The 25,534-nt window shown below is 68.1% G+C and carries 21 protein-coding genes; 10 read left to right on the top strand and 11 right to left on the bottom strand.

Going from position 1 to position 25,534, the window contains the following annotated elements; all coding sequences use genetic code 11:
* Nucleotides 1-3: 3 nt before the first annotated feature.
* Complete coding sequence (locus IT182_05670) at nucleotides 4-1,044, top strand: MCE family protein (GenBank protein ID MCC6162819.1); 1,041 nt, start codon at nucleotides 4-6, stop codon at nucleotides 1,042-1,044.
* A 118-nt stretch (nucleotides 1,045-1,162) separates the two neighbouring features.
* Nucleotides 1,163-1,618 carry a hypothetical protein gene (locus IT182_05665; protein MCC6162818.1) on the top strand — a complete coding sequence of 152 codons (456 nt, stop codon included), beginning with the start codon at nucleotides 1,163-1,165 and terminating at the stop codon, nucleotides 1,616-1,618.
* Between the two features lie 72 nt (nucleotides 1,619-1,690).
* Here IT182_05665 and IT182_05660 read toward each other — a convergent pair whose 3' ends face one another.
* The 4 genes from IT182_05660 to IT182_05645 all read right to left on the bottom strand — a co-directional run bounded on the left by IT182_05660 (nucleotide 1,691) and on the right by IT182_05645 (nucleotide 7,259).
* Nucleotides 1,691-3,343, bottom strand: coding sequence for an amidohydrolase (locus IT182_05660; GenBank protein MCC6162817.1), 1,653 nt, complete (start codon nucleotides 3,341-3,343; stop codon nucleotides 1,691-1,693).
* Between the two features lie 122 nt (nucleotides 3,344-3,465).
* On the bottom strand, nucleotides 3,466-5,121 hold the full coding sequence (locus IT182_05655; protein ID MCC6162816.1) for an amidohydrolase: 1,656 nt from the start codon (nucleotides 5,119-5,121) through the stop codon (nucleotides 3,466-3,468).
* A gap of 38 nt (nucleotides 5,122-5,159) precedes the next feature.
* Nucleotides 5,160-6,704, bottom strand: coding sequence for a flotillin family protein (locus IT182_05650; GenBank protein ID MCC6162815.1), 1,545 nt, complete (start codon nucleotides 6,702-6,704; stop codon nucleotides 5,160-5,162).
* 15 nt (nucleotides 6,705-6,719) lie between these two features.
* On the bottom strand, nucleotides 6,720-7,259 hold the full coding sequence (locus IT182_05645; protein ID MCC6162814.1) for an NfeD family protein: 540 nt from the start codon (nucleotides 7,257-7,259) through the stop codon (nucleotides 6,720-6,722).
* Between the two features lie 147 nt (nucleotides 7,260-7,406).
* Between IT182_05645 and IT182_05640 the strand changes: the two genes are divergently transcribed.
* The 3 genes from IT182_05640 (at nucleotide 7,407) to IT182_05630 (ending at nucleotide 11,694) form a co-directional block, all read left to right on the top strand.
* Nucleotides 7,407-9,002, top strand: coding sequence for a peptide chain release factor 3 (locus IT182_05640; protein ID MCC6162813.1), 1,596 nt, complete (start codon nucleotides 7,407-7,409; stop codon nucleotides 9,000-9,002).
* Between the two features lie 55 nt (nucleotides 9,003-9,057).
* Nucleotides 9,058-10,314 (top strand): phosphoglycerate dehydrogenase, encoded by a 1,257-nt coding sequence (serA, locus tag IT182_05635; GenBank protein ID MCC6162812.1) that lies wholly within the window; start codon nucleotides 9,058-9,060, stop codon nucleotides 10,312-10,314.
* Between the two features lie 105 nt (nucleotides 10,315-10,419).
* On the top strand, nucleotides 10,420-11,694 hold the full coding sequence (locus tag IT182_05630) for a hypothetical protein (GenBank protein ID MCC6162811.1): 1,275 nt from the start codon (nucleotides 10,420-10,422) through the stop codon (nucleotides 11,692-11,694).
* 116 nt (nucleotides 11,695-11,810) lie between these two features.
* On the opposite strand, the gene IT182_05625 is transcribed toward IT182_05630, so the two are convergent.
* The 4 genes from IT182_05625 to IT182_05610 form a co-directional block, all read right to left on the bottom strand.
* Nucleotides 11,811-12,314: a methylated-DNA--[protein]-cysteine S-methyltransferase gene (locus IT182_05625; GenBank protein MCC6162810.1), complete on the bottom strand. Its 504-nt coding sequence runs from the start codon at nucleotides 12,312-12,314 to the stop codon at nucleotides 11,811-11,813.
* Nucleotides 12,311-13,798 (bottom strand): DNA-3-methyladenine glycosylase 2 family protein, encoded by a 1,488-nt coding sequence (locus IT182_05620; protein ID MCC6162809.1) that lies wholly within the window; start codon nucleotides 13,796-13,798, stop codon nucleotides 12,311-12,313. The genes IT182_05625 and IT182_05620 overlap by 4 nt, the downstream gene beginning before the upstream one ends.
* A gap of 83 nt (nucleotides 13,799-13,881) precedes the next feature.
* Nucleotides 13,882-14,787, bottom strand: a complete 906-nt coding sequence (locus tag IT182_05615) for a YhgN family NAAT transporter (GenBank protein ID MCC6162808.1) — start codon at nucleotides 14,785-14,787, stop codon at nucleotides 13,882-13,884.
* A gap of 429 nt (nucleotides 14,788-15,216) precedes the next feature.
* Nucleotides 15,217-15,711, bottom strand: coding sequence for a DUF4333 domain-containing protein (locus IT182_05610; protein ID MCC6162807.1), 495 nt, complete (start codon nucleotides 15,709-15,711; stop codon nucleotides 15,217-15,219).
* Between the two features lie 157 nt (nucleotides 15,712-15,868).
* On the opposite strand from IT182_05610, the gene IT182_05605 reads away from it, so the two are divergent.
* The 3 genes from IT182_05605 (at nucleotide 15,869) to IT182_05595 (ending at nucleotide 20,376) form a co-directional block, all read left to right on the top strand.
* Complete coding sequence (locus IT182_05605; GenBank protein MCC6162806.1) at nucleotides 15,869-16,960, top strand: hypothetical protein; 1,092 nt, start codon at nucleotides 15,869-15,871, stop codon at nucleotides 16,958-16,960.
* 181 nt (nucleotides 16,961-17,141) lie between these two features.
* Nucleotides 17,142-17,939 (top strand): DUF1080 domain-containing protein, encoded by a 798-nt coding sequence (locus IT182_05600; GenBank protein ID MCC6162805.1) that lies wholly within the window; start codon nucleotides 17,142-17,144, stop codon nucleotides 17,937-17,939.
* A 25-nt stretch (nucleotides 17,940-17,964) separates the two neighbouring features.
* Nucleotides 17,965-20,376, top strand: a complete 2,412-nt coding sequence (locus tag IT182_05595) for a metallophosphoesterase (protein MCC6162804.1) — start codon at nucleotides 17,965-17,967, stop codon at nucleotides 20,374-20,376.
* On the opposite strand, the gene IT182_05590 is transcribed toward IT182_05595, so the two are convergent.
* From IT182_05590 to IT182_05580, 3 genes are all read right to left on the bottom strand, one after another.
* Nucleotides 20,370-20,918 carry a YceI family protein gene (locus tag IT182_05590; GenBank protein MCC6162803.1) on the bottom strand — a complete coding sequence of 183 codons (549 nt, stop codon included), beginning with the start codon at nucleotides 20,916-20,918 and terminating at the stop codon, nucleotides 20,370-20,372. The genes IT182_05595 and IT182_05590 overlap by 7 nt on opposite strands.
* Before the next feature lie 115 nt (nucleotides 20,919-21,033).
* Nucleotides 21,034-21,423, bottom strand: coding sequence for a MarR family transcriptional regulator (locus IT182_05585; protein MCC6162802.1), 390 nt, complete (start codon nucleotides 21,421-21,423; stop codon nucleotides 21,034-21,036).
* A 183-nt stretch (nucleotides 21,424-21,606) separates the two neighbouring features.
* Complete coding sequence (locus IT182_05580; GenBank protein ID MCC6162801.1) at nucleotides 21,607-22,104, bottom strand: c-type cytochrome; 498 nt, start codon at nucleotides 22,102-22,104, stop codon at nucleotides 21,607-21,609.
* Between the two features lie 296 nt (nucleotides 22,105-22,400).
* On the opposite strand from IT182_05580, the gene IT182_05575 reads away from it, so the two are divergent.
* Both IT182_05575 and IT182_05570 read left to right on the top strand, forming a co-directional pair.
* On the top strand, nucleotides 22,401-22,973 hold the full coding sequence (locus IT182_05575) for a CHRD domain-containing protein (protein MCC6162800.1): 573 nt from the start codon (nucleotides 22,401-22,403) through the stop codon (nucleotides 22,971-22,973).
* A 211-nt stretch (nucleotides 22,974-23,184) separates the two neighbouring features.
* The gene (locus IT182_05570; protein MCC6162799.1) at nucleotides 23,185-25,533 is read left to right on the top strand and encodes a tetratricopeptide repeat protein; all 2,349 of its coding nucleotides are present in this window, start codon (nucleotides 23,185-23,187) and stop codon (nucleotides 25,531-25,533) included.
* Nucleotide 25,534 lies beyond the last annotated feature (1 nt).

Genomic DNA, 25,534 nt, shown 5'->3' with positions numbered 1-25,534 from the left:
CCGATGCCACGTACACGCTCTCTTGCCTGGTCCCAGCTCAAGATCGGCATCCTCGCCGTCGCCGCGTTCGTGCTCGCGACGATGCTGATTTTCGCCGTCGGCGGTGATGCAGGCCTGTTCTCGGGCCGGTATCACCTCAAGACGCGCTTCCCCAACGCCGCGGGCCTCCAGTCGGGGTCGCTCGTCAGGCTCGCCGGCGTCAACGTCGGTGCCGTCGATGAGGTCTACCTCGATGGCGCCGTCGTCGAGGTGGTGCTGCGGATCCGTCCCGATGTGAAGAACAAGATCACCGAGCACTCGCTCGCGCAGGTGGGATCGGTGAGCCTGCTCGGCGAGGGGGCTGTCGACATCACGCCGTCGCTGCAGGGGACGCCGCTCGAGGACTGGGCCTACATCCGCTCGGCGAAGACGCCGGGGCAGATCGCCGACGTGGCGGAGAACGCCACCGAGACGCTCGCGCAGGCGGCCGCGCTCATCGAGGACGTCAGGGCGGGGAAGGGCGCCGTCGGGAAGATGTTCACGCGCGACGAACTCTACGACCAGTTGAGCACCGTGGTGCGGTCGGCCAACGACGTCCTCCTGTCGATCCGTCAGGCGAAGGGGCCCGCGGGCACGCTGCTCAACGACGCCGCGTCGGCGCGCAACCTCGAGCGTGCACTCGCCAATCTCGACCAGGTGACCAGCGAGATCGCGGCCGGCAAGGGCTCCCTGGGAACGCTGCTGAAAGACGATGCGCTCGCGAAGTCGCTCTCGAGCACCACGGAGAACCTGCGGGCCGTCAGCGCAGGTCTGCGCAACGGCGAGGGCACCGCGGGGAAGCTCCTGACCGACAACGCGCTCTATAATCGACTGGACTCCGTCGTGCAGCGCCTGGACACGCTGATGACCTCGCTCAACAGTGGTGAAGGCACGGCGGGTCGGCTGCTGCAGGACAAGCAACTCTACGACAACATGAACGCCGCCGCGACGGAACTGCGCAGCCTCCTGGCGGAGATCAAGAAAGATCCGAAGAAGTACCTCAACGTCAAGGTGAGTATCTTCTGACAGCGCCGGCAACCGGCAATGGGCAACCGGCAACCGAACATCACCCTCGCGGCAGCCTTGCGGTTGCCGGCTTGCCGATTGCCGGTTGCCGACGCCGAACGACTGTAGAGACACACAGATGAACGATTCCAACGTCTGGCTTGCCATCATCGCGGTGTCGACGCTCGTCATGGCGTTCGTGCAGGTCGGAGCGATCGTGGCCGGGGCGATTGCGGCGCGCAGGGTGCAGGCCCGGCTGGCGAGCGTCGAGAAGCGCCTGCAGGAGAAGGTCGAGCCGCTCGTCGATCAGGTGCAGCCGCTCGTCGAGCAGCTGAAGGTCATCGGCGCCGACGCCACGCGCCTGTCCGCGCTGGCCGTCCAGCAGGCCGAGAAGGCCGACGTGGCCGTCACGTCGGCGGCGCGGCGCCTGGATCAGACGCTGGCCGTCGTGCAGAACGCCGTCGTCGCCCCCGCGCGCGAGGGCATGGCGCTGGCGTCGGCCGTGCGTGCCGCCGTTGGATCGATCAGGAAGGGCCGCACGACGCGTCGTCGCCCATCGGGTCGCGACGAGGACGACGCGCTCTTCATCGGCTGACGAAGGGGCTGAAGCCCCTTCGCTCCATCGGTCACGGTGGGCCGGGCTCCGGGCCCGGCCGTCCTGCCTCGCTTACATCGCTGGGCGCACTGTCGGATAGGTGATGCCGAGCTGTTCCAGGTACGTCTTGTACCGGCTCGGGTCGTAATAGAACTTCTGCAACTCCGGCTTGTACTTCTGCATGATGTCGGCGTTCAGTTCGATGGCCGGCGTATCGGTCTCGCGAATGAGCGGCGTGTACGTACGGTCCTTCGTCTGGACGTTGGTGAAGTAATCGCGCGCGGCCGCCACGACGTCTGGCCGCAGCAGCACGTCCAGCACCGTCAGTGCGATGACCTGGGCGCCATGGTTCACGCCCTTGTGCGCGATGGGCGTGGCCATCGGGATCGCGTTGGCCCAGTTGTGGCCCGGCCCGGCCTGGAAGTTGGCGGGGAAGCGCAGCGTCACCGTCGGCACGGTCCACGAGATGTCGCCGATGTCGTCAGACCCGCCGCCACGCTTTTCCTCGTCTGGGATCTCCCGCTGCCCCTTCAACTCGGCGATCTTCGTGGCCAGGCCGATGACAGGCACGCCGAGTTCGGTCTGCGTCGCCCTGGCGAGCGTCACGTCGGCATCGGTCCACGTCGGCAGACCCACGGTCTTGATGTTCTCGTACATCGTCTCGGCGAGCGGCTTGTTGAAGTGCTGCGGCCACGCCGAACCGAGCAGCCGCGACGTGAACGTCGTGTCGGTCATCAGCGCCGCACCCTGCGCCATCTTGTCGCCGATGTCCCAGAGCCGCTTGATCTGCTCGTAGGTGGTGTCGCGGAAGTAGTACCAGACGCTGGCATTGCGCGGCACCACGTTGGGCTGGTCGCCGCCGTTGGTGATCACGTAGTGCGAGCGATGCTGCAGGCGCAGGTGCTCACGCCTGGCGTTCCATCCGGCGTTCATCAGTTCCACGGCATCGAGCGCCGACCTGCCGCGCCACGGCGCGCCGGCGCTGTGGGCCGACTCGCCGAGGAACGTGTACTCCACCGAGACGAGACCGTTGCCCTGGCCTTCACCCCACGACGTCACGAGGTCGCTGCCGACGTGGTTGTACAGCACGACGTCGACGTCGTTGAACAGCCCGGAGCGGATGTAGTACGCCTTGGTGCCGACGACTTCCTCGGCAACGCCAGGCCAGATCACGAGCGTTCCCGGCAGCTTCGCTTTCTCCATCTGCCGCTTGGCGGCGATGGCGGCAACGATGTTGAGCGGCGTCCCCGAGTTGTGGCCCTCGCCATGACCAGGTGCGCCATCGACGTTCGGATCCCTGTAGGCCACACCCGGCTTCTGTGAGGCCTGCGGGATGCAGTCGACGTCGGAGCCGAGCGCGATCACGGGCTTGCCGGATCCCCAGCGCGCGACCCACGCCGTCGGGATGCCGCCGTAGCCGCGTTCGATGGTGAAGCCTTCCTTCTCGAGGATGCCGGTCAGGTACTTCTGCGTTTCGAACTCCTGGAACCCGAGTTCGGAGAAGCTGAAGACCATGTCGGTCATCTGCTGGCCGAGGTCGAACAGGGCCTGCGACTTCACGTCGGCGACGACGGCGGCCTTGAGGCCAGCGAGCCGTTGATCGACAGCCGCCGGCGCGGCCGCGGATCGGGTCGTGCGCGTCGTGGTCTGGGCCTGAGCCCGTGCCTGGAGTGGCGCGCACACCAACGCGGCGACGCCGAGAAGAGGAAGGAGCGCTTTCGTCATACGCCGAGATCTTGGCGTACTCGCTCCCGGAGGACGAGGTGCCTGCCTGTCATATGTCGCGGACGCACCGCGTGTGAGGCTGGAAGAGCAGGATGGAGGTCAGGGGCTTCAGCCCCTGGCGCCTACTTCGTCGGCTTCACCGTGGGATAGGTGATGCCGAGCTGTTCCAGGTACGTCTTGTACCGGCTCGGGTCGTAGTAGAACTTGCGCAATTCCGGGCGGTACTTCTCCTGGATCGCGCGATTGAGGTGCGTCGCCGGCTGGTCCTGCGGACGAATCAGCGGCTCGTACGTGCGCGTCTTCTGTTGCACGTTCGTGAAGTAGTCCTTCGCCGCCGCGACGACCGATGGACGCAGGACGAGATCGATCACGGTGAGCGCCTGCACCTGTGCGCCGGCGTTCACGCCCTTGTGCGCGATGGGCGTGGCCATCGGGATCGCGTTGGCCCAGTTGTGGCCAGGTCCCGCCTGGAAGTTCGCCGGATAGCTCAGGGACACGGTCGGCACGCTCCACGCGATGTCGCCGATGTCGTCGGATCCGCCGCCGCGCTTGTCCCCGTCGGGAATCGACTCCTGCCCGCTCAGCGACGGAATCGTCGTCGCGAGCCCGACGACGGGCACGCCGAGCTCGGTCTGAGTGGCGCGTGCGAGCGTGAGATCGGCCTCCGACCATTCAGGCAGGCCGACGGACTGGATGTTGGCGTACATGGTTTCGGCGAGCGCCTTGTTCATGTGCGCGGGCCATGCGGATCCGAGTACGCGCGACGTCCAGGTGGTGTCGGTCATGAGCGCCGCGCCCCTGGCCATCTCATCGCCGATCGCCCACATGCGCTTCACGCCGTCGTAGTCGGTCTCGCGGAAGAAGTACCAGACGCTGGCGTTGCGCGGCACCACGTTGGGCTGGTCGCCGCCGTTGGTGATCACGTAGTGCGACCGCTGCTGCAGCCGCAGGTGCTCGCGGCGGAAATTCCAGCCGGTGTTCATCAACTCCACGGCGTCGAGCGCGGACCTGCCGCGCCACGGCGCGCCCGCGCTGTGGGCCGACTCGCCCAGGAACGTGTACTCCACGGACACGAGCCCGCTCATGCGCCCGTCGCCCCAACTCGTCGAGAGGTTGGTGCCGACGTGGTTGTAGAGCACCGCGTCGACGTCCTTGAAGAGCCCTGCGCGCACGTAGTAGGCCTTCGTGCCGAGCTGCTCCTCGGCGATGCCGGGCCAGATGACGATCGTGCCCGTCAACCGCTCGCGCTCCATCGCGCGCTTGGCCGCGATCGCCGCGACGATGTTGAGCGGCGTACCGGAGTTGTGGCCCTCGCCGTGGCCTGGTGCTCCATCGACGATGGGATCGCGATACGCGACGCCCGGCTTCTGCGACGCCTGCGGAATGCAGTCGACGTCGGAACCGAGCGCGATGACAGGAGAGCCCGAACCCCAGCGTGCGACCCACGCCGTGGGGATGTCCGCGACACCGCGCTCGATCGTGAAGCCCTCCTTCTCGAGGATGCCTGTGAGGTAGCGCGATGTCTCGACTTCCTGGAAGCCCAGCTCCGCGAAGCTGAACACCATGTCGTTCATCTGCTGGCCGAGATCGAACATCGCCTGCGACTTCACGTCGGCGGCCACGGCCGCCTTGATGCGGGCGATGCGTGCGTCTTCGGCGGTGGCGGTCGCGACGGCCTTCGACGATGTGGCGCGCCGCGGTGCCTGGGCCTGCAGCGCGACGGCGCCGGAGACGAGTGCCGCGAGCGCAGCGAGGCAGGTGGTACGGAACAGGGACATGCGCGAACGACCTCCGGTGGGGTGGGCCTCGGGCGGCCTCACGATGACGTGTCGGATGACGCGGGCGCATCAGGCGACGCGGGTGTGCCGGAACCCTGCCTCTGCGCGGCGACCTTGGACAGCAATTGTTCAAGCTTGAATCCCGTCAGCGACTCGATGACGGGAGGCATCTGCGCGATCACTTTCGTGACTTCGTTGGTGATGGTGGACACCTGACCGTCGTTGCCCGATCCGGTGCTGACGAGCGTGATCCTGTCGATGCGCGACAGCGGTTCGGCGACGGCACGCGCAATCTCGGGGAGGATCGGCGCGAGCAGTTGCAGGACCGCCGCCTCGTTGTACCGCTGCCAGGCGTCGGCCTTCTTCTCCATCGCGAGCGCCTCGGCCAGTCCCTGCGCCTTGCGCGATTCCGCCTCGGCAAGACCGCGGGCCTTGGCGACTTCGGCTTCGGCCTCACCCTGCGCCTGCGACACGGCTGCCGCGGCGAGCCCGCGCGCGCGTTCGCCTTCGGCAAGGCGTTCCAGTCGCGCCCGTTCGGCGTCGGCCTCGGTCTCCACGCGCTTGCGCGCGGCTTCGGCCAGCGTCTCGGTCTCGTAACGCTTGGCGTCGGCCTGCCGGCGGATCGTGGCGTCGAGTTCCTTCTCCTTGCGCTTGATCTCCTGTTCCTGGAGCTCGATCTCCATCGTCTTCTTCTGGAGCTCGTACGCCATCTCGGCCTCGGCGCGCTTCCGGTTCGCCATGCTCTGCTGTTCGGCGATCGCCTGCTGGGCCTGGTAGTTGGCGATCTCCGATGCCCGCCGCGCCGCCGCGTCGGCTTCCTGCTGACGCCGGTCCTTCTCGGCGTTGGCTTCGGCCACGAACGCGTCACGGCGTGCTTCCGCTTCCTGCGCGAGCTTCAGCGCTTCGGCCTGGCGTTCACGCGTCTCGCGCTCGGCGTCCGCCTGCGCGATCGAGGCTTCCTTGAGGGCGTTGGCTTCGGCGATCGCCGCCGTCCGCTTCACTTCCGCGATCCGCGGCTTGCCCAGCGCTTCGAGATAGCCATGCTTGTCGCGGATGTCGCGGATGGTGAACGAGTCGATGCCGAGCCCCATGTTGGCGAGGTCGCCGGCCGAGATCTCCTGTACCTTCTGCGCGAACTGATCGCGGTTCTTGTAGATGTCCTCGACGGTGAGCGTGCCGAGGATGGCGCGCAGGTGCCCCTGCACCGTGTCGAGCGCGACCTTGATGATCTCCTCGGGCTTCATGCCGAGAAAGCGTTCCGCCGCGGCGTGGAGCGAGGGCTCGTCCTTCTTGATCTTGATCTGCGCCACGCCGTCCACGAGCACGGGCACGCCCTGCGAGGTGTAGACCTCGGGCGTGTTGACGTCGAGGGTCATGATCTCGAGCGACAGGCGATTCCATGTGGAGAAGAGCGGCACCACGACGCCGGCGCCGCCCGTGATGAACCGTACGGGGCCACGGCCGGATACGACGATGACCTCGTTGGGGCCCGCCTTGCGCAGGAACGCGAGATAGGCGAGGACCAGGCCCGCCGCCAGGCCGGCCAGCGCGACGACAGCGGAGATGAGAAACAGTTCGGGCACGTGTGGGGCCTCTCGTCAGGACTTGCGTACTGGGGCGGGATCGCCTTCGACGATGAGTGTGGCGCCCGCCACGCGCACGACCGACACGATCGTGCCGCGCGACACGGGCGTGCCATCGGGGGTGCGAGCAGGCGCGGTGTGGCGTTGTCCGCGCACCATCGCGGCCACCTGGCCGAGGCCATCCTGGGGGATGGGCGTGAGGACTTCGGCCGTCGCGCCGAGGAGATCGCTCTCGCGGACTGTCTGCGTGCCCGTGGACGAGGCGAGCAGCCGCCAGGCCACGTAGGTGACCACGTACGTGAAGGCGAACGCGCCGGGAATGGCCACAGCCAGGCTGACGGGATCGGACAACTGCAGGCCGAAGATCGCCCCGAGGCCGATCGCCCCGAGAGCCCCGCAGAACGTGGCCAGCGAGAGCGGAGAGAACAGCGGGATGTGGAACGTCCCATCCGCCGCCCCGCCATCGTCGATGTCGAAGGCCTGGCCGAGGACCAACGCGATGGCGACGTAGCCGCAACCGGCGATCGCCAGGCCCGCGTACGTGAGTGTCAGCATGCGATGGCCGACATGCTAGCCCGCAAGCCTCCACCAGCGCCAGCGCGTCGATGGCAACCATGGTGAAGCCGCCGGCCCCTCGCCCCGGCGCCCGGTGCCCGGCGCCCGGTGCCCGGTGCCTGGCCGAGGTTAAGGCACAATGGTCGGATGTCTGTTCCCGTTCCGGCCGTCTCCGAGGTGCTGCGGCGCGAAGTGGAGCGGCGGCGCACCTTCGCCATCATCTCGCACCCCGACGCCGGCAAGACGACGCTCACCGAGAAGACGCTGCTGTATGCCGGCGCGATCGAGCTGGCGGGCGCCGTGAAGGGCCGCGCGTCGCAGCGGCATGTCGTGTCCGACTGGATGGACATCGAGCGGGAACGCGGCATCTCGATCACATCGGCGGCGCTCGAATTCGAGCTGCACGGCCGCCGTGTGACGTTGCTCGACACCCCCGGCCACAAGGACTTCAGCGAAGACACCTACCGCACGCTGCTTGCCGTCGACAGCGTGGTGATGGTGATCGACGCGGCCAAGGGCATCGAGACGCAGACGCGGAAGCTGTTCGAGGTCGCCCGCCGTCGTCAGCTGCCGATGCTGACGTTCGTCAACAAGCTCGATCTGCCTGGGCGCGATCCGCTCGACCTGCTCGACGAGATCGAGCGCGTGCTCGGCGTGTCCGCGGCACCCATGAACTGGCCGATTGGCACCGGCGATCGCTTCAAGGGCGTCTACGACCTGCGCCGCAACGAAGTGCTGTTCTACGAGCGCATCGCGCGGAGCGCACGCCGGGCGCCCGTCACGGTGACCGGCGCCGACGATCCGCAACTGGTCGGCCTCATCGGCGAGCAGGCTCGCGATGAACTGCTCGAAGGGGTTCACCTGCTGGCGGCGGCAGGCACGCATTTCGACATCGACGCGTATCGCGCCGCGACGCAGACGCCGGTGTTCTTCGGCAGCGCGCTCACGAACTTCGGCCTGGAGTCGTTCCTCGACGCGCTCGTGGAATACGCGCCGTGCCCCCAGATCCGTCCCGACGCCGACGGCAGTCCCATCGATCCGCTCCGGCAGGACTTCAGCGGGTTCGTCTTCAAGATCCAGGCGAACATGAACCCGAAGCATCGCGATCGCGTGGCCTTCGTGCGCGTGTGCTCCGGCGTGCTCACCAAGGACATGCAGGTGGTGAACACACGTCTGCAGGCGCCCGTACGGCTGTCGCGTCCGAGCCGCTTCTTCGGCCGCGATCGCGAGACCATCGAGGAGGCGTATCCCGGCGATGTCGTCGGTCTCGTGAATCCGGGGCGCTTCGGCATCGGTGACACGCTCTACGCGGGCGCGCCTGTCGTCTATCCGCCGATTCCGCACTTCCCGGCCGAGCACTTCGGCGCCCTGCGTCTGCAGGACGTCCGCTTCAAGCAGTTCGATGATGGTGTGCGACAGCTGGAGGAGGAGGGGTTGATGCAGGTGGTCTTCCCCGTGCACGGCGCGCGGTACCCGATTCTCGGCGTGGTGGGCGCGCTCCAGTTCGACATCATCGAGGCCCGCATGCGCGAGGAATACGGCGTGGCGTGTCGCGTGGAGAAGCTGTCGTACGTGGCGGCGCGGTGGGTCCAGGCCGACGCTGGCGCTCGGCTCACGCTCCCGAACAACGTGCTGTCGACGACCGACAGACAGGAACGGCGCGTGCTGCTGTTCCCGTCCGAGTGGGACCTCCAGTTCTGCGAACGCGAGAACCCGAAGGTGCAGTTCCTGGCGATGGCCTGACGCGGCGGCCGTCGCTCCTTTGACAACCGCCGCCACGGGGAGCGACGATCTCCGGATGGCAGTGGCCGCCGCCTCCGCGTCAGTATCGTTCGACAAGTCGCTCATCAAGGTCGTCCTGCTCGAATCGGTGCACAGCAGTGCCGTCGATGCCCTGCACGCCGACGGGTACGTGAACGTCCATCAGCACCCGCGCGCGCTCGAGGGGCAGGCCCTGAAGGACGCCATCGGCGACGCGCACATCGTCGGGATCCGGTCGCGCACGCAGCTCACGGCCGACGTCCTCGCGGCGGCACCGAAGATCATCGCCGTCGGCGCGTTCTGCATTGGCACCAACCAGGTGGACCTCCAGACGGCGGAGCACCTGGGGATCCCCGTGTTCAACGCGCCGTTCTCCAATACCCGGAGCGTGGCCGAACTCGTGATCGCCGAAGTGGTGATGCTGTTACGCGGCGTGCCCCGACGCAACGCGCGGGCGCATCGCGGCGAGTGGGACAAGTCGCCTTCCGGATCGTTCGAGGTACGTGGGAAGACGCTCGGCATCGTCGGGTACGGACACATCGGGACGCAGGTGGGCCTGCTGGCCGAGGCGCTCGGGATGCGCGTGCAGTTCTACGACATCGTGACGCGCCTGGCGCTTGGTAACGCGCAGGCGGTGCGGTCGCTCGATGCGCTGCTCTCGGCGTCCGATGTCGTGACGCTGCACGTGCCTGAAACGTCCGAGACGCAGGGGATGATCGGCGCCACGCAGATCGCGGCGATGCGTCCCGGTGCACATCTGATCAACGCGTCGCGCGGAACCGTCGTGCAGATCGACGCGCTGGCCGACGCGCTGCGTGCCGATCACCTTGCTGGTGCCGCGCTCGATGTGTTCCCGCAGGAACCCGAATCCAACGGCGACGAGTTCCGATCCGATCTGCGCGGCCTCGACAACGTGATCCTGACGCCGCACATCGGCGGGAGCACCGCCGAGGCGCAGGAAGCGATCGGCGTCGAAGTGGCGGAGAAGCTGCTCACCTACAGCAACAACGGCTCGACGCTGTCGGCGGTGAACTTCCCGGAGGTTGCGCTGCCCGGGCATCCCGGCAAGCACCGGCTGCTCCACATCCACCACAATCGCCCGGGTATGCTGTCGCGCATCAACGACGTGTTCTCGGACCATCGCGTCAACGTCGCCGCCCAGTACCTGCAGACCAACCCGCGGATCGGCTACGTGGTGATCGACATCGACGCCGGTCCCGACACCGACACGCAGGCGCTGCGCAAGGAGCTCGCCGCTCTCGACGGTACGATCCGCTCGAGAGCGATCTACTGACGGATGCGCCATGGGTTGAAACCCCTGGCCTCCATACCAACTGCGTCATCTCCAGAATGGAGCGAACGGACGTCAGCCCGTTCGTCAGGTGCGAGGATTCCTGTCATGCGAACAGTTGCTGCAGTAGTGCCGGTCGCGTTGACGCTCGTGATGGCGGCGTGTGGCGGGAACGGCGATTCCGGCGGGACGAACGACGGCTCGTCGTCCGGTCCTGCGACAGCCGCGAACTTCGTCGAGGGCCGCGATTACACGGTGCTGGAGCGCGTGCGCTTCATGGACGAGGCCGGGTTCGAGCAGCCGGCCGAAGCGTTCAGCGTGCTGCTGCCGCGCGGGTGGGTGCACGAGGGCGGCGTGGTGTGGAAGGGCCTCCAGGAGTGTCGCGGCGAGATGGTGGGGGCGCGCTGGAGTGCGACGTCGCCTGATGGCGCGATCCGCTATCAGGTGTTGCCCGTCCACGTCTGGGGTTCGGCGTCCGATCCGACGCACCTCCAGTTGATGCGCATGGCGCAACAGCAGGGCGGCTGCGAAGTGGGCGGTGTCGTCGATGCGACGCAGTACCTGCGAGAGGTGTTCGTGCCGCGTGAGTTGCAGGGCGCCACGATCGTCGACGTGCGCGACAACGCACCCGCGACGCAGGCGCTGCGGGACGGCATCCGGCAGAACTACGCCGCGCTCACGCAATACAACGCCGGTGGGCGATCGGAATTCTCGGCCGATGCCGTCATCGCGAACCTCTCCTGGCCCGATGGCACAGAAGGCATCGCGCTCGTCTCCGTGTTCAATGGCGTGACGACGACGGTGAATCCGTATGCGGGGATGGCACAGCAGCTGACCAACAGCAACGCGCCCGAGCGAAGCGTGCTCCGCTTCCCGGCGTCGCGCCGCGCGGAAGCCGAGGCGATCCTCGCCAACATCAAGTCCAGCCATCGCACCAACCCGGAGTGGCAGACGGCGATCAACGGCTACTTCGCGCGGATGCGCCAGCAGCAGGACGTACTCCACCATCAGCGCATGCAGGCGCTCGCCGCGCAGACGGCGGCCAACACGCGCGCGCATCAGCAGCGGATGGCTGACATCCAGCGGCAGGGTGCCGCCAATACGCAGCGGTTCGAACAGCGCATGGCCGCCATGGACGCCAACATGCGGAGTTGGGAAGCGCAGCAGAGCAGCCAGGATCGGATGCACACGGCGTTCGTGCAGTCGATCCGCGAGGTGCAGACATGGCAGGGCGGCGATGGCAAGGTCGAGTTGAGCAGCGGCTACGACCAGGCCTGGAGCCGTGGCGATGGCAGCTACATCCTCAGCAACTCCCCGTCATTCGATCCGCGCGCCGTGTTCCAGGACCAGCAGTGGCAGGAACTGAAACGCTCCACCCCATGAGCGCCGGGCTCGACCTTCGACTCCGCTCAGGTCGCCCTGAGCGTGCCGAAGGGCGGAGAGCCCTGCCGGAGTGGCGACGCCTGCCGGTCGCTTCCGATGGGATTCATCCCGCGGATCTAGCTCCCGAGCGACAGCGAGCCCGGCAGCGCGCCTTCGAGTTCGAGGAGGAAGCGCTTGGTCGGCAGGCCGCCGCCGAAGCCAGTCAGCGAGCCGTCCGTGCCGATCACGCGATGGCAGGGGAGCACGATGGGCAGGGGATTGCGCCCGTTCGCGGCTCCGACGGCGCGTGATGCGGCGGGACGTCCGACGCGGGTGGCCAGCGTCGCGTAACTGATCGTTTCCCCATAGGGGATCGTCGCGAGCGTCAGCCACACCTGCGTCTGGAACGGCGTCCCCACAGGCGCGAGTGGCAGGTCGAACGTCCGGCGCGCGCCGACGAAGTACTCAGCCAGTTGCGCGGTCGCCACGTCCAGCAGCGGGTGCGAGCCCTCTTGCCAGTCGGACGTACGCAGGACCGGGTGCGTCGACGCGTTGAACTCGACCGCGTGCAGGCCGGCATCGGAGGCGGCAAGCAGGAGCGGACCCACGGGGCTGTCGATGGTCGTATGGGTGATGGTCATGCGGTCCTCCACAAATAGAGCACGGCATAGGCGCGCCACGGGCGCCAGGCTTCGGCCAAGCGCCGCACCGCGCTCGTGGTCAATGCATCGCCGTTGTCGCCGAGTGCGCGGCGCACGATGAGATCGCCGGCGGGGCACGCGTCCGGGTGCGACAGGGCGCGCATGGCGATGTAGTGCGCGGTCCAGTCGCCGATGCCGGGGACCGCCGTCCATCGCGCCACCAGGGAGTCGAGCGGTGTACCCGGTGCGAGCGGCAGCGTGCCGTCGGCCACGCCGCGGGCGACGGTGCGCAGCGCTCGGGCGCGATCGCGCGTCAGGCCGATGCCATCGAGATCGGCGTCAGACAGCGTCGAAGCGGATGGGAAGACGTGCGTGAAGCCGTGTGCATGGAACGGCTCCGGTAGCGGTGTGCCATGGCGATGCAGGACGCGCGTGGCGAGCGTCCTGGCGGCCGCCACGCTGACCTGCTGTCCGATGAGCGCGCGTGCCGCCACTTCCATGCCGTCCCACGCACCAGGCACTCTGATGCCAGGCGTGTGGGCAAGTGCCCGGCGCAGTCGTGGCGTACGGCGCAACGTGGTGGCGATGGCCCATGGATCGGCGTCGAGATCGAACATGCGTCGCACGCGCGCGACGATCGGCAGGAGCAGCGCGGGTCGTGCCCCGTGGAGTTCGAGACGAAGCGCGTGAGCGCTCGACCCGGCGGACGTATCCCACGGGCTCACGCGAAACCAGGCAGGGCCGTCGGCCGTGATGAACGCGCGCGCGTAACTGTCGGCGGTGACGACATCGAGTCCGGGCAGCGCGCGGTCGCGCAGGAACGCGAGGAGCGCCTCGAACGCGTAAGGCGGACGATACGCAAGTCGGAGGACGAGGCCGTCATCGGGCGTGGCCGTCTCGCGCGCCGAGCGGCGGATGTCACGCGGCGACAGCCCGTACGCCTCACGAAGCGTCGTCTGGAACCGCCGCACGCTGTTGAAGCCGGCCGCCATCGCCACGTCGAGGATGGGAAGGTTCGTCTCGGTGAGGAGCTGTTTGGCGAGCAACAGCCGTCGCGTCCCGTGGACGCCGGCCGGCGATGCGCCCAGGCGATCGATGAACAGCCGGCGCAGGTGTCGCTCGCTCAAGGCGAGATCGTCGGCCAGCGAATGCAGTGGCGCTTCGGTCAGCGCGCCGTCCTCGATCCTGGCCAGGCCCTGTGCCACCACATCGTCGGCGTGACGCCAGGCGCCGTCGCCTGGCGCGAGTTCGGGGCGACATCGCAGGCACGGCCTGAATCCGGCTGCCTCGCAGGCCGCCGCGCTGGCAAAGTACCTGATGTGTCGCGGCCGCGGCGCCGGCGCCGGACACACGGGCCGGCAGTAGATGCCCGTCGACGTCACGGCCGTGTAGAACAGCCCGTCGAAGCGGGCGTCACGGCTCAGCCGCGCCTGTTCGCAGACCTGAGGATCGAGTGACGATGCGGGCACCGAGGAGGTCGACACACGAGCAGCCTAGCATCGTGGTGACGGCCAGATACGCCGTTTTCGGACATGAATGCCGGGATGGAGGACAGGGGGGTGTGGCGTCAGCGTGCGAGGAAGGTCTTCACGCCGTTCATGAACATCTGCACGGCGACCATCACGAGGAGCATCCCCATCAGGCGTTCGACGGCGATGAGCCCTCGCTCGCGCAGGAGCCTGTAGAAGAACGTCGACGACATCAGGATGCCGCCGCTGATCGCCCACGCCACGGTCACCGCGATGAGCAGGGCTCCACCCTGTGATCCGGCTGATCGTTGCAGGAGCAGCACGGCCGCGAGCGTGGACGGCCCCGCGAACAGTGGCACGGCCAGGGGCACGATGAACGGCTCGCCCTGCGGCGCCTCTCCGGCGTGACGTCGTTCGTCGGGGAAGATCATCCGCAGCGCGATCAGGAACAGCACGATGCCGCCGGCGATGCTGATGGTCTCGGCGGTCAATCCGAGAAACGTCAGCAGCTGGTTGCCGAGAAACAGGAATACGAGCAGCACGAGATAGGCAATCGCGATCTCGCGCAGGAGCACGCGGCGCCGCCGCTCGGCAGGCACGGCCTTGAGCACCGACAGGAACAGCGGAATGTTCCCGAGCGGGTCCATGATGATGAACAGCGTGACGACAGCCTGGAAGATGTCCACGCGCCTATCGCCTCGTCCGCGCGTGGCACTCGCCGCATGTGGCGAGCATCCTGCCGTAGACGTCGGTGCGGTCCCTGGTGCGCTGGGCCTGCGTCGCCCTGCCGGCGAGCGTGGCGAGTGCGGCCTCGGCGTCGCGCATCGTGCGACGCATCCGAGCCGGCACCTGCGCCTCGTCCACGCGTGGGGTGGCGAACAGCCGCACGCCGGAGGCCCACCGGGACTCGGACGGGGCCACGAGTCCTTCGATGAGCGCCGTGGCCGCCTCGTGGTGCACCTGCATGTGGCCGCCGGGCCCGTCCGCCGTCGCAGGCGCGCCATCGCGCGGGACGTCTGCCGTGACTCGCATCGCCCGATGGCATTGGCCGCACAGTCCGAGCACCGACGCCGTTGCCTGTGCTGCCTGTGCCAGGGTGGCGGCCGTGGCGGCCTGGCGGGCCGTACGCGTGAAGGCGCCGTGGAACGCCTCGGCACCGACGGGCATCGGCACCAGAGGACTGCGCTCGGCCAGAATCGCGGCCTGCGTCCTGGCTGTCTGGAGATCACCACGCACGATCGCGTCGTGCACGGCCATCGTCTGCTCGAAGTGCGCGCGCATGTACGCTGCACGCAGGGGATCCTTCGCGCGATTGCCGTCTGGCTCCTGCCCGCGGAGGCCGATGACCCCCGCGAGCAGCGCGAACACCACCGCGGCGCATCGCATGCCTCATTGAAGCACGAACGCCTGACCGGTGCCCGCCGGATGTGCGGCTACTTCGTTTCCCAGTTCACGTTCCCGTTGTCGTCGGTCACCGTGACGCCGATGGGAATGGGCGTGCCGTCGGGCGCGGTGGCGCTGCAGTCGAAGCGGTCACCGGATTTGGCCGCCTTCCAGCGGCCGCCGCACGATACCTTCGCATCCACCTGCGCCTGTGTCTTCAGACCCGTGACGATCGACGTCTCGACCTTGGCAAGGTCGAGCAGACCCTCGGTACGCGTGACCTTCCACGAGACGTTGCCCTTGTCGTCGGTCTGCGTGACGGTGATGGTGAGCGTGCCTCCGCCCTTGACGTCGCCCACGCAGTCGAACGTGTCGTCGGCCTTGACAGGACGTGTCTCGCCGGGGCACGTCACCTTGTCCAGATCGAGACCGACCTGGCGCGAGACGCCTTCGGTGATCGACGGCGCAATCGACGACACGTTGAGGTTGCGCGTACACGCCGCGAGGGCGCAGACGCCGGAGAGGATGACGACCAGGATACGCATTGACGACCTTTCGAGGCGTGAAGCCATTGCCGGATTCGTGGTCCTGACGCGGTGAAACGTGACACCCCCGCTGACGGAACCCTGTGCAATCCGGGGCTGTTCGACGTTTGACCACTCCAGAGCCCCTGCGTCCGGGGGGAGAGGCTGGGGAGGCTGCATGCCGCGCTTGACGCTCGATCTCGCCATCCACGACGTGGCCGATGTGCCTGTGCACGATCCCACAGTGCAGGTGCGACTCGGCCCGCCCAGCGGCGTTGGAACCGTGAGCGCCACTGTGGTCCTCGCAGGCGCACCCGTGAGACTCGCGATCGAGGACGGGCCGCCGACAACGACGGGGCTGATTCTGCGCGTGACACCCCGCCTGTATCGCGATGGCGCGGTGACCTGCACGGCGGACGGCGACGGTCGCGTGACGCCGATGCGGCAGTTGATGCTGCCGCGCCGGCCCTCGCACTGGCAGCCCTCCTTCACGACGTGGCGCCGCCTCGCCGATCCGTTCGATCCACTGCGCGCGGTGCTTGGCGATTCGCCGGCCCTGCGCGTCGGTCAGTTCTCCGCACCCGTCGAGTGTACGGGTGATGCGTTCGACGCCATCGATGCCTCCGACGAATCGCGCGGACTGGCCAAGCAGTGCCTGCTCAATCTCTACGGTCGTCTGCGCGTGGAGAAGGTGCCGGGCACGCAGCGGCCATGGTTCGCCTCCGTGCGCGAACTGCTCCTCGCGACGCGTGAGCGGTTCATCGCCGAGGTGGACGAGGCCTGCTGGGCGGTCGTCCACGATCTGGCGGCGCGCGGGCCCGCAGGGTACAAATTCGCGCCCGTCGGGCTGCACCTCGACAACTTCCGCGCGATTCCCGGCGTGTCTCGCGTGGACCGCGGTGCGAGCGTCAAGACGACGGAGCGGAAGGCGAACCTGCAGTTCTCGGTGGCGCGTGTGACGCGCGACGGCCGCGACACGTACCTGCTCGATGCCGACATCGACGAACACGGCGGCCTGCTGTTGCACACGTTCGACCTGATCAAGCACGCATTCACGGGCGGCACGCACCCGAGCGACGTCCACGAATGTCTGGCCGTCGCATTCCCGGGCACGGACTTCGGCTACCGCCTCACGCCGGCGTCGCTCGTCCCGCTGACGATCGCACCGATGCCCGTCAGGCCGCGGACCACGGCGCGCCGCCGCAGCGTGGTGGTCCCGGCCGCTGCGAGTGCCTCGCTTCCACGTCGCAGAGCGGCGAAGAAGCGGTAGGGCGGGGAATGCCGCAATGCCGGGAATGCGGGTGGAATGACGAATGACGAATGCCGGACACAGGCCCCCCAGCGGCCGGATTCATCCGGCGGTCGTTGAGCTCGCCTGCTGGCGCACCGCGCCGTAGCGCCGCAGGCGCGAACGCGAGTGCCCGGCGAAGCTGCTATATTTCCGCGGAGCCATGACCAAGCGAACTCGTGTTTCCGCGGCGTGCGTGCTCGTGACGCTGCTCGTCGTTCCCCTGGCGGCCGCACAAGAGCAGGCTCCCGGTCAGAAGCCCAGCCCGAAGGACACCGAGGTGTGGGAGCCGGAGCCGAAGGTGGTCACGCCTGGTGCGACAGACGCCGCGCCGCCCTCCGACGCCATCGTGCTCTTCGGCGGACAGAACCTCGATGCCTGGGTGAACGCGAAGGATGGCGCACCCGCCGGCTGGACCGTTGCCGACGGCGTCTTCGTCGTGAACAAGCCCGTCGGCAACATCCAGACGAAGCAGTCGTTCACCAACTACCAGCTCCACATCGAGTGGCGCGTGCCGGCCAACATCACGGGCAAGGATCAGGGACGCGGCAACAGCGGCCTGTTCCTCGCGTCGGTCGGTGGCGGCGACGGGGGATACGAGTTGCAGATCCTCGATTCGTACAACAACCGCACTTATTCGAACGGGCAGGCCGGCAGCATCTACAAGCAGGCGATTCCGCTCGCGAACGCGATGCGCAAGCCCGGCGAGTGGAACACCTACGACGTGATCTGGGCGGCGCCCACGTTCAACGCCGACGGGTCGTTGAAGTCGCCCGCGCGCGTCACGGCGCTGCACAACGGCGTGTTGATCCAGAATGGCTACCAACTGACGGGCCAGACGCTGTACATCGGCAAGCCCAGTTACAAGGTGCACGGCCCCACGCCGATCAAGCTGCAGGCGCACGGCGACCCGAGCGAGCCGCTCAGCTTCCGCAACATCTGGCTGCGGGAACTGCCGTAGTCGCGTCGACGGTCCGGGAACCGCCGTGCCAGACGCGTTGGATTCCGGCCCACTGACACCATTCCCCGAACCCCTGCCCACGCGGCGCCACGTGCGCGGCGTGGGCATCCTGCTGTTCGTCCTCGCCGCACTCGCGCTCGTCACGCCGATCGCGGCCGAGAGCGCGATGGCGCGCGTTGGCGCACTCCTCGTTGTCGCGGGCTTGCTCGAGGTCTACGACGGCTTCCGGCGTGCCCACGCCGCAGATGTCAGGGCGGCTTCGATCGACGGCGCCGGTACGGCGCTCATCGGCCTCGTCGTCCTCAACAGTTCCGCCGTCGTGGCCGAGGTGTTCGTCGCGATCCTCGGCGCGTGGTTCCTGTTGGACGCGGGGCGTCATGCCTGGCGCGGACAGGCCGCGCTCCGCGGCATCACGCCGCTGAACTGGCGCGCGTGGGCCTTCCCGCTCGTCGGCAATCTGGTCGTGGCGCTGGTGATCCTGATCCTGCGCGATCGCGTCCTGTGGCTCACCGTGGCGATCACGGCGTCGCTGCGCATCCTCGGATCGGCGTGGAACGTCCTTGGCGCACCGGTGCTCGCCTGGCGTGACGCGGGCGACACGGCGCTCGTCGACCTCGGTCTGCACGGCAGGCCGGAACTGGCGGCGATCGCCGATCGCATCGAGGAGGAGGAGGCCGCCCGCGGACCGTACGATCGCGAGTGGGTGGTCGGCTTCACCGCCACGCTGTTCGCCCTGCACGCGGCGCGCATGGGGTTTGACGGATCCCTGCTCGCCACGGTCTCTCCCGCCATCGCCGTGCTCGGCGACTGGCTCATCGCGCTGCTGATTGCCGCGTTCCTCGTCACGCCCGCGCGTCTGCTGTTCCGGCGGCTCACGCGTCCGCTCGAGCGTGCTGCGTGGGCGCTCGTGCTCGTGTCGCCGGCGGGACGGACGGCGCGTGCCGCGCAACGGGCAGCCAGGCTGTGGCTCGTGGCGCGACTCCGATTCGCCGTGCGCGTGCGCCAGATGCGTTACGCACCACTGACGGCTCTCAGGCGTGGCCTGCGCATCGGACTGCCGGCGGCGGCCGTGATCGCCGCAACGGTGCCCGTGTGGGGCATGAGCTGGTACTTCGACACCGAGAACTGGGCCGCCGGGATCTGGAACTCCTGGGCCGAGGCGCGCACCGACACGTGGCGCGAGGCGATGGTGCGCGAGGTGTCGCGCGTGCGTCCGGTGGGCAGCGGCGCGCAGGCGTTCGCCGTCAGTCCCGCGGGACTCCCCGCCGATGGCGACTTCGGATTCATCGTGATCGGAGACACGGGCGAAGGCGATGCGTCGCAGCTCGTGCTCAAGGACTCACTGCTGGCCGCCACCGCGCAGCCCGGCGTCAGGTTCCTCGTCATCTCGTCGGACGTCGTCTATCCGGCAGGGGCGATGCGCAATTACGAGGCGAACTTCTGGCTGCCGTTCAAGGGCGTGCGCGTGCCGGTCTATGCCATTCCTGGCAACCACGATTGGTACGACGCGCTCGAAGGCTTCGCCGCGACGTTTCTCGAACCAGCGGCCGCCCGCGTGGCGATGCGGGCGCGGATCGAAGCCGATGAAGGTATCGGCAGCACCACCGACGCCGACATCGAGGCCCTGATCGCACGCGCGCAGCACCTCGCGGCGGAGTATCGCGTGCCCGTCGGTTTCCAGCGTGCGCCGTTCTTCCAGATTCAGACGGCGCGATTCGCGCTCATCGCGCTGGACACAGGCATCGCGCAGCGCGTCGATCCGCTGCAGTGGCAGTGGCTGGAAGACGCGCTGACGGCTGCGCGCGGCAAGGCGATCATGGTCGTGCTCGGACACCCGTTCTACGCCGGTGGCCGGTATCACGCCGATGCGACAGATACCGACGCCACGGGATTCGCGGCCATTCACGCGCTGCTGCGGCGGCATGGCGTGGCGATCGCGATGGCGGGCGACACGCACGATCTCGAGTACTACGTCGAACGTCCCTCCGACGCGCCGGCAGAGACGATGTATCACTGGGTGAATGGTGGGGGAGGGGCCTACCTGAGTCTCGGATCGTCTCTGGCGTGGCCCGACGATCCGGCGACGCCGACGTGGGCGCACTACCCGCGCTACGACGCGGTGGCCGCGAAGATCGACGCGACGACCGCGTGGTGGAAGCGGCCTGCCTGGTGGTGGATCCGCGCGCTCCACGGATGGCCGTTCACGGCGGAATGGTTGTCGGCGTTGTTCGACTCGAACGAGGCGCCGTTCTTCCAGAGCTTCGTCGAAGTGCGCGTCGAACCGTCGGCCGGCCGCGTTCGCGTGCTGCCGTGGGGCGTGCACGGACGGCTGCGGTGGTCCGACCTGGAGATGTCAGGGGGCGTGCGGCCCGAGGGCACCGCCACCGACGCATTGGTCGAATGGGTGGTGCCCTGGCCCACTGCCGCGACTCACTGAGCGGGAATCGCCTGAATCGACAGGCCGATCTTCACCTCGTCGCCCACGAGGACGCCGCCGGCTTCGAGCGCAGCGTTCCAGTTCAAGCCGTAGTCCTTGCGATTGATGGTGTACTCGGCCTCGAACGCCACGCGCTCGTTGCCCCACGGATCCTTGGCCTTGCCGAGAAACGTCACGGGGAGCGCAATGGACTTGGTGACGTCGCGGATCGTGAAGTCGCCCGTCACCGCGTACGCGTCACCACCCGTCGACGCGATCCCGGTGCTGGCGAAGGTGATCGCGGGGTACGTCTCGGTCTCGAAGAAGTCGGCCGAGCGAAGGTGCGCGTCGCGATCGGGCTGGTTGGTGTCGATGCTGGCCGCCTGGATGGTGAACGACACGGTCGAGCGCGCCCGGTCGGCCTCGTCGAAGGCGATGGTCCCGGCGAAGTCGGTGAAGCTGCCGCGCACCCGAGTGATGAGGTGACGGACCGTGAACGTGGCCTCGGAGTGGGCGGGGTCGATCTGATACGTGGTGACGGATGATGCGCTGGCAGTGGTCATGAGCCTGGTCTCGTATTGATGGGATGAATGAGGTGTCGAACAGATGGACGCATGGAGCGATGGCCATGTAGGGGCGACGCAGGCGTCGCCCCTACAGCCCGTTCGTCAGTTCGCGCTACGTGGGTGAACGGCGGATCTCGGCGAGCAGGTCGAGGAGGGTCTGCACCTGATCGGGCACCAGCGCGCCGAGATACGTGCGATGGAACGCGGTGATGGTGGCGTCGAGCCCGGCGAGGACGTCGAGCCCCTGCGGCGTGATGCGCGTCGTGACGTAGCGGCGATCCGCACCGCGCGTGCGTTCGATGTAGCCAGCGTCCTCGAGGCGATCGAGCAGCCGTGTGACGTCGGGTACGCGGCGGACCATGCGCGCGCCGATTTCGCCGCGGCACAGGCCGTCATGTCCGGCCCCGCGCAGGATGCGGAGCACGTTGTACTGCGTGCTCGTGATGCCGAGCGGCTTGAGCGCCGTTTCGAGCGTGTGCTCGAGCACCGCGGCGGTCCGCATGATCGCCACGAACGCTTCTTCGAGCGGCGTCTTGAAAGGCCGTGTCTGCTTGAGTTCGGTCTGCAGTGGCGACGGCATGCAGACAGTATGTGTGTTTAAACACATACTGTCAAGTCGGCAACCGGCAAGCCGGCAACGGGCAACCGCAGCCCGTCGTCAGCGAGCCCCGTCACTCATCATCTGTCATTCCTCTCGTGGCTGATTTGCCGGACGAGAGGTGGGAGGATGACGTCGGCCCTGGTGACAGGAGTAGCAGGTCACGCGCAACTCGCCGGGCTTCGGTGCGTCGCCCACCGACGCGGGGAAGACCTCGTTCACGGCATCGGTGTACTTCATCATCTCGCGCGTCGCTTCCTTGCTGCCCTTGCGATCGCTCTCGAAGTTGAAGGCGCTCATGTCCGTCGGGTCGGGGCCGGCCACGTGGCAGTACACGCACCGCACGCCCATTGCTTCGTTGAACCCGCGCATCACCGCGAGCAGCGCCTTCGGCTCGATGTCCTTCGGCAGCAGCTTGAGGTTCTTCGGCGCGGGCGGCAGCCATTCGTCAGGAGGACCACTCTGCGGCGCGGCAGGCGCCTGAGTCGTTGCCTGTGGTGCTTGCACCCCCGTCTGACCGGCTGCCGCCACCATCACACCGCAGCCGAAGACCAGCGCCACGAACGGGACAAGACCTCGCATCATCGACACCCCCGTTGAGACAACCGGACGCAACGCGACGCGGACGAGCGGAACGCCGGCTGTACAGACAGGTCGATGCTATCCCAATTCAAGTCCCTGGGCCTGGGGCAGGTTTGCTACGGCGGAACGGCTGGCGCGTCGAGCCATCCCTGTCGCGTCAACGGCTGTGCTTGCCGTGCCGATCCGGTGGGCGTAGAGTCAGGTGCTGTCCCTCAGGCCTGTCCTTCCACCTCTACGTCGGCGCCGTGCGCCGTTCGGAGGCTCAGATGCGCATCTCCGTGTTGACGTCCGTGTTCCGCCTGCGGAAGTCCCTCGTCCCCACGTCGCTGGCCGCTGCGGTGCTGTTCGCTGCGTCGCCTGCGACAGCCGCCCCCATCCTGTTCAGCGGTGCGCTCGCACCCGAGGTTGTCGGCGCGCCGGGCACGGGATGGGCCGATATCTGGTTCGACCCCGTTGCGCACACGATGCGCGTGGAGGCGACGTTCTCGGGGTTGAGCGGCAACACCACCGTGTCGCACATCCACTGCTGCACGACGGATCCTGGCGTCGGCAACGCCGGTGTCGCCACGCAGGTTCCGACCTTCGTCGGGTTTCCGTCGGGTGTGACGAGCGGGACCTACGTTCACACGTTCGACATGACTGACGCAGCGTCGTACGACCCCTCGTTCATCACGGCCAACGGTGGTACCACGGGAGCGGAAGCGGTCCTGCTTGCTGGTCTGCAGACCGGGCGCGCGTACCTCAACATCCACTCGAGTACGTTCCCGGGAGGCGAGATTCGGGCGCGTCTGACCGCCGTACCCGAACCGGCGTCGCTGCTCCTGCTCGGCACAGCCCTCGCTGGCCTCGCCCTGCGTCGTCGCCGCGCATAGCGCGACCAGACGCGCCGCTGGAGGGTCTGGCTCGGAGAGCCGCCCCTACCCGGCGTGTCGCCGCACCACGTCCAGATTGGTAGGGCGGGCCGGACCGTCTCCGTCCTTGCTTGCCGCGCCGTAGCGCGTCAGCTCGAAGGCGGACCCGATGTCTGCTCGTGCGTCCGGTTGCCGGTTGCCCGTTGCCCGTTGCCGGCTATAGTGCTCCCGCATGCGTATGGCGACTGGCGCGGCGTGGCTTCTGTCCGCGCTCATGGTGGTGGCACTCGGCGGGTGCCGCCGCGACCCATCGCCTCCGGCTGACGCGCGCGGGAATCGCTCGGGAGATGCCGTCGCTTCGACCGATGTCGCGTACGTCGGACGCCAGCAGTGCGGGCGCTGCCACGAGGCCGAGGTGCGACGCTGGGAAGGCTCGCACCACGACCTCGCGATGCAGGAGGCGACGCCGACCACCGTGCTCGGCGACTTTCGCAACACCTCTTTCACCTACGGCGGCGTGACGACGCGCTTCACCACGCGCGATTCGCGCTTCATCGTCTCGACCGATGGGCCGGACGGCGCGATGACCGAGTACGAGGTCGCGTACGTCTTCGGCGTGTACCCGCTGCAGCAATACTTGATTGCCTTCCCGGGCGGCCGCTACCAGGCGCTGAGCGTGGTGTGGGACGCGCGCGCGAAAGCCGACGGCGGGCAGCGCTGGTACCACCTGTATCCGAATGACAACGTCAGCCACGGCGACGTCCTGCACTGGACCGGGTTCGCGCAGAACTGGAATGCGCAGTGCGCGGCGTGTCACTCGACGAACCTGCGAAAGGGCTACGACGCGGATGCGGATACCTACAAGACGACCTGGTCGGAGATGGACGTCTCGTGCGAGGCGTGCCACGGACCCGCGTCGGCGCATGTGGCCTGGGCTGACGCGCGTCGAGCGGGGGCGCCTGCTCCCGCGACGCCAGCCGGCATGGAGCTCACGGCGTCGATGCGCGATCGCCGGCACGTGACGTGGGCGATGGACATGAAGACGGGCATCGCCAGACGGAGTCCTGCCGCCGACACGAGACGGCATGAGGTGGAGATCTGCGCGCCGTGCCACGCGCGGCGCTCGGAGCGAGTCGACGGTCACGTGCCCGGGCAGCCATGGCTCGACGCGTACGCACCGGCGTTTCTGTCCGAGGGCCTGTATCGCGCCGACGGTCAGATGCAGGACGAGGTCTACAACTACGGCTCGTTCCTCCAGAGCCGCATGTACGCCGCCGGCGTCACGTGCAGCGATTGCCACGATCCGCACAGCCTGAAACCGAAAGCCGGCGGTAACGCGTTGTGCGCGCAGTGCCACCTGCCGTCGACGTTCGACGTGCGTGCGCACCACGGTCATGCGCCAGGCAGCACCGGTGCGTCGTGCGTGGCGTGTCACATGCCGACCGAAACCTACATGGGCGTCGACACGCGTCACGATCACGGCTTCCGCGTGCCGCGCCCGGATCTCACGGAACGGCTGGGCGTCAAGGACACATGCACGTCGTGTCATGCCGGCAAGACGCCGGCGTGGGCAGCTGCCGCGCTCGATCGCTGGCGAACGCCGAGGTGGCGCGCGCGGCCGCAGGTGGCCGACGCAGTCGCCGCCGCGCGACACGGGCGCGCAGACGCTGGTCCCGGACTCGCAGCGATCGCGCGCGACGCTGCTCAGCCCGCGATCGTTCGTGGGACGGCCATCGAGTCGCTGTCGCGCGTGGCGCCGACTGGCCTCGACACGACGCTCGACGCCCTTGCCGCTGATGCCGATCCGCTCGTGCGCCTTGCCGTCGCTCAGGGCGTGTCGACGCTCGACCCGGCGGCGCGTGCGCGCGTGGCCGGCCGCCTGCTCGACGACCCGCTTCGCGCCATTCGTCTGGAAGCCGCGTCGGCGCTGGCAGGGGAGCCCGCGGCGTGGCTGACGTCCGCACAACAGGCGGCGTTGGCGAAGGGACTGGACGAGGTGCAGGCGTCGGCACGATTCAACGCGGATCGCCCGGAGTCCCACGTCAACATCGCGTTACTCGATGAGAAGGCCGGTCGCGTCGACGCCGCGATGGCACGCTACGAGACCGCGATTCGTCGCACGCCGTGGTTCATCCCGGCGTACGTCAATCTCGCCGAGCTCCAGCGCCATGCCGGTCGGGAAGCGCAGGCCGAGCAGACGCTTCGACGCGGCCTGACAGCGATACCGGAGAACGGCGCGCTGCTGTACGCGCTGGGACTGTCGGTCTATCGCCAGCAGCGCGGCGCGGAAGCCGTGGATCTCATGGCACGCGCCGCGCGCGCCGAGCCCGACGAACCGCGATACGCCTTTGCGTACGCGCTGGCCCTCGACGCGCAGTCGCGCTTCGTCGATGCGTTCGGTGTGATCGACGCCGCATTGGCGCGGCATCCCGACGACCGCGATCTGCTGGACGCCGGGCTCGGCGTAGCGCAGAAGACACGCGACATCGAACGTGCGCGTCGCTATGTCGGTCGTCTTCGTGTGCTGGCACCGGACGACTCCGGACTGCAACAGCTGGCGCGCCAACTCGGCCTGCCGTGAG

This window comes from Acidobacteriota bacterium (assembly GCA_020845575.1).
GTDB lineage: Bacteria > Acidobacteriota > Vicinamibacteria > Vicinamibacterales > Vicinamibacteraceae > Luteitalea.
The sequence above is the reverse complement of the archived record's forward strand: the minus strand, read 5'-3'. Positions and strand labels throughout refer to the sequence as shown.

Bases quoted from the DNA above. Each gene is read 5' to 3' on its own strand.
- IT182_05670 (MCC6162819.1), top strand. From the start codon at position 4: ATGCCACGTACACGCTCTCTTGCCTGGTCCCAGCTCAAGATCGGCATC.
- IT182_05665 (MCC6162818.1), top strand. From the start codon at position 1,163: ATGAACGATTCCAACGTCTGGCTTGCCATCATCGCGGTGTCGACGCTC.
- IT182_05660 (MCC6162817.1), bottom strand. From the start codon at position 3,343: ATGACGAAAGCGCTCCTTCCTCTTCTCGGCGTCGCCGCGTTGGTGTGC.
- IT182_05655 (MCC6162816.1), bottom strand. From the start codon at position 5,121: ATGTCCCTGTTCCGTACCACCTGCCTCGCTGCGCTCGCGGCACTCGTC.
- IT182_05645 (MCC6162814.1), bottom strand. From the start codon at position 7,259: ATGCTGACACTCACGTACGCGGGCCTGGCGATCGCCGGTTGCGGCTAC.
- IT182_05640 (MCC6162813.1), top strand. From the start codon at position 7,407: ATGTCTGTTCCCGTTCCGGCCGTCTCCGAGGTGCTGCGGCGCGAAGTG.
- serA (MCC6162812.1), top strand. From the start codon at position 9,058: ATGGCAGTGGCCGCCGCCTCCGCGTCAGTATCGTTCGACAAGTCGCTC.
- IT182_05630 (MCC6162811.1), top strand. From the start codon at position 10,420: ATGCGAACAGTTGCTGCAGTAGTGCCGGTCGCGTTGACGCTCGTGATG.
- IT182_05625 (MCC6162810.1), bottom strand. From the start codon at position 12,314: ATGACCATCACCCATACGACCATCGACAGCCCCGTGGGTCCGCTCCTG.
- IT182_05615 (MCC6162808.1), bottom strand. From the start codon at position 14,787: ATGGCGCGCCTGCGACGGCGGACGGGCCCGGCGGCCACATGCAGGTGC.
- IT182_05610 (MCC6162807.1), bottom strand. From the start codon at position 15,711: ATGCGTATCCTGGTCGTCATCCTCTCCGGCGTCTGCGCCCTCGCGGCG.
- IT182_05605 (MCC6162806.1), top strand. From the start codon at position 15,869: ATGCCGCGCTTGACGCTCGATCTCGCCATCCACGACGTGGCCGATGTG.
- IT182_05600 (MCC6162805.1), top strand. From the start codon at position 17,142: ATGACCAAGCGAACTCGTGTTTCCGCGGCGTGCGTGCTCGTGACGCTG.
- IT182_05590 (MCC6162803.1), bottom strand. From the start codon at position 20,918: ATGACCACTGCCAGCGCATCATCCGTCACCACGTATCAGATCGACCCC.
- IT182_05585 (MCC6162802.1), bottom strand. From the start codon at position 21,423: ATGCGGACCGCCGCGGTGCTCGAGCACACGCTCGAAACGGCGCTCAAG.
- IT182_05580 (MCC6162801.1), bottom strand. From the start codon at position 22,104: ATGATGCGAGGTCTTGTCCCGTTCGTGGCGCTGGTCTTCGGCTGCGGT.
- IT182_05570 (MCC6162799.1), top strand. From the start codon at position 23,185: ATGCGTATGGCGACTGGCGCGGCGTGGCTTCTGTCCGCGCTCATGGTG.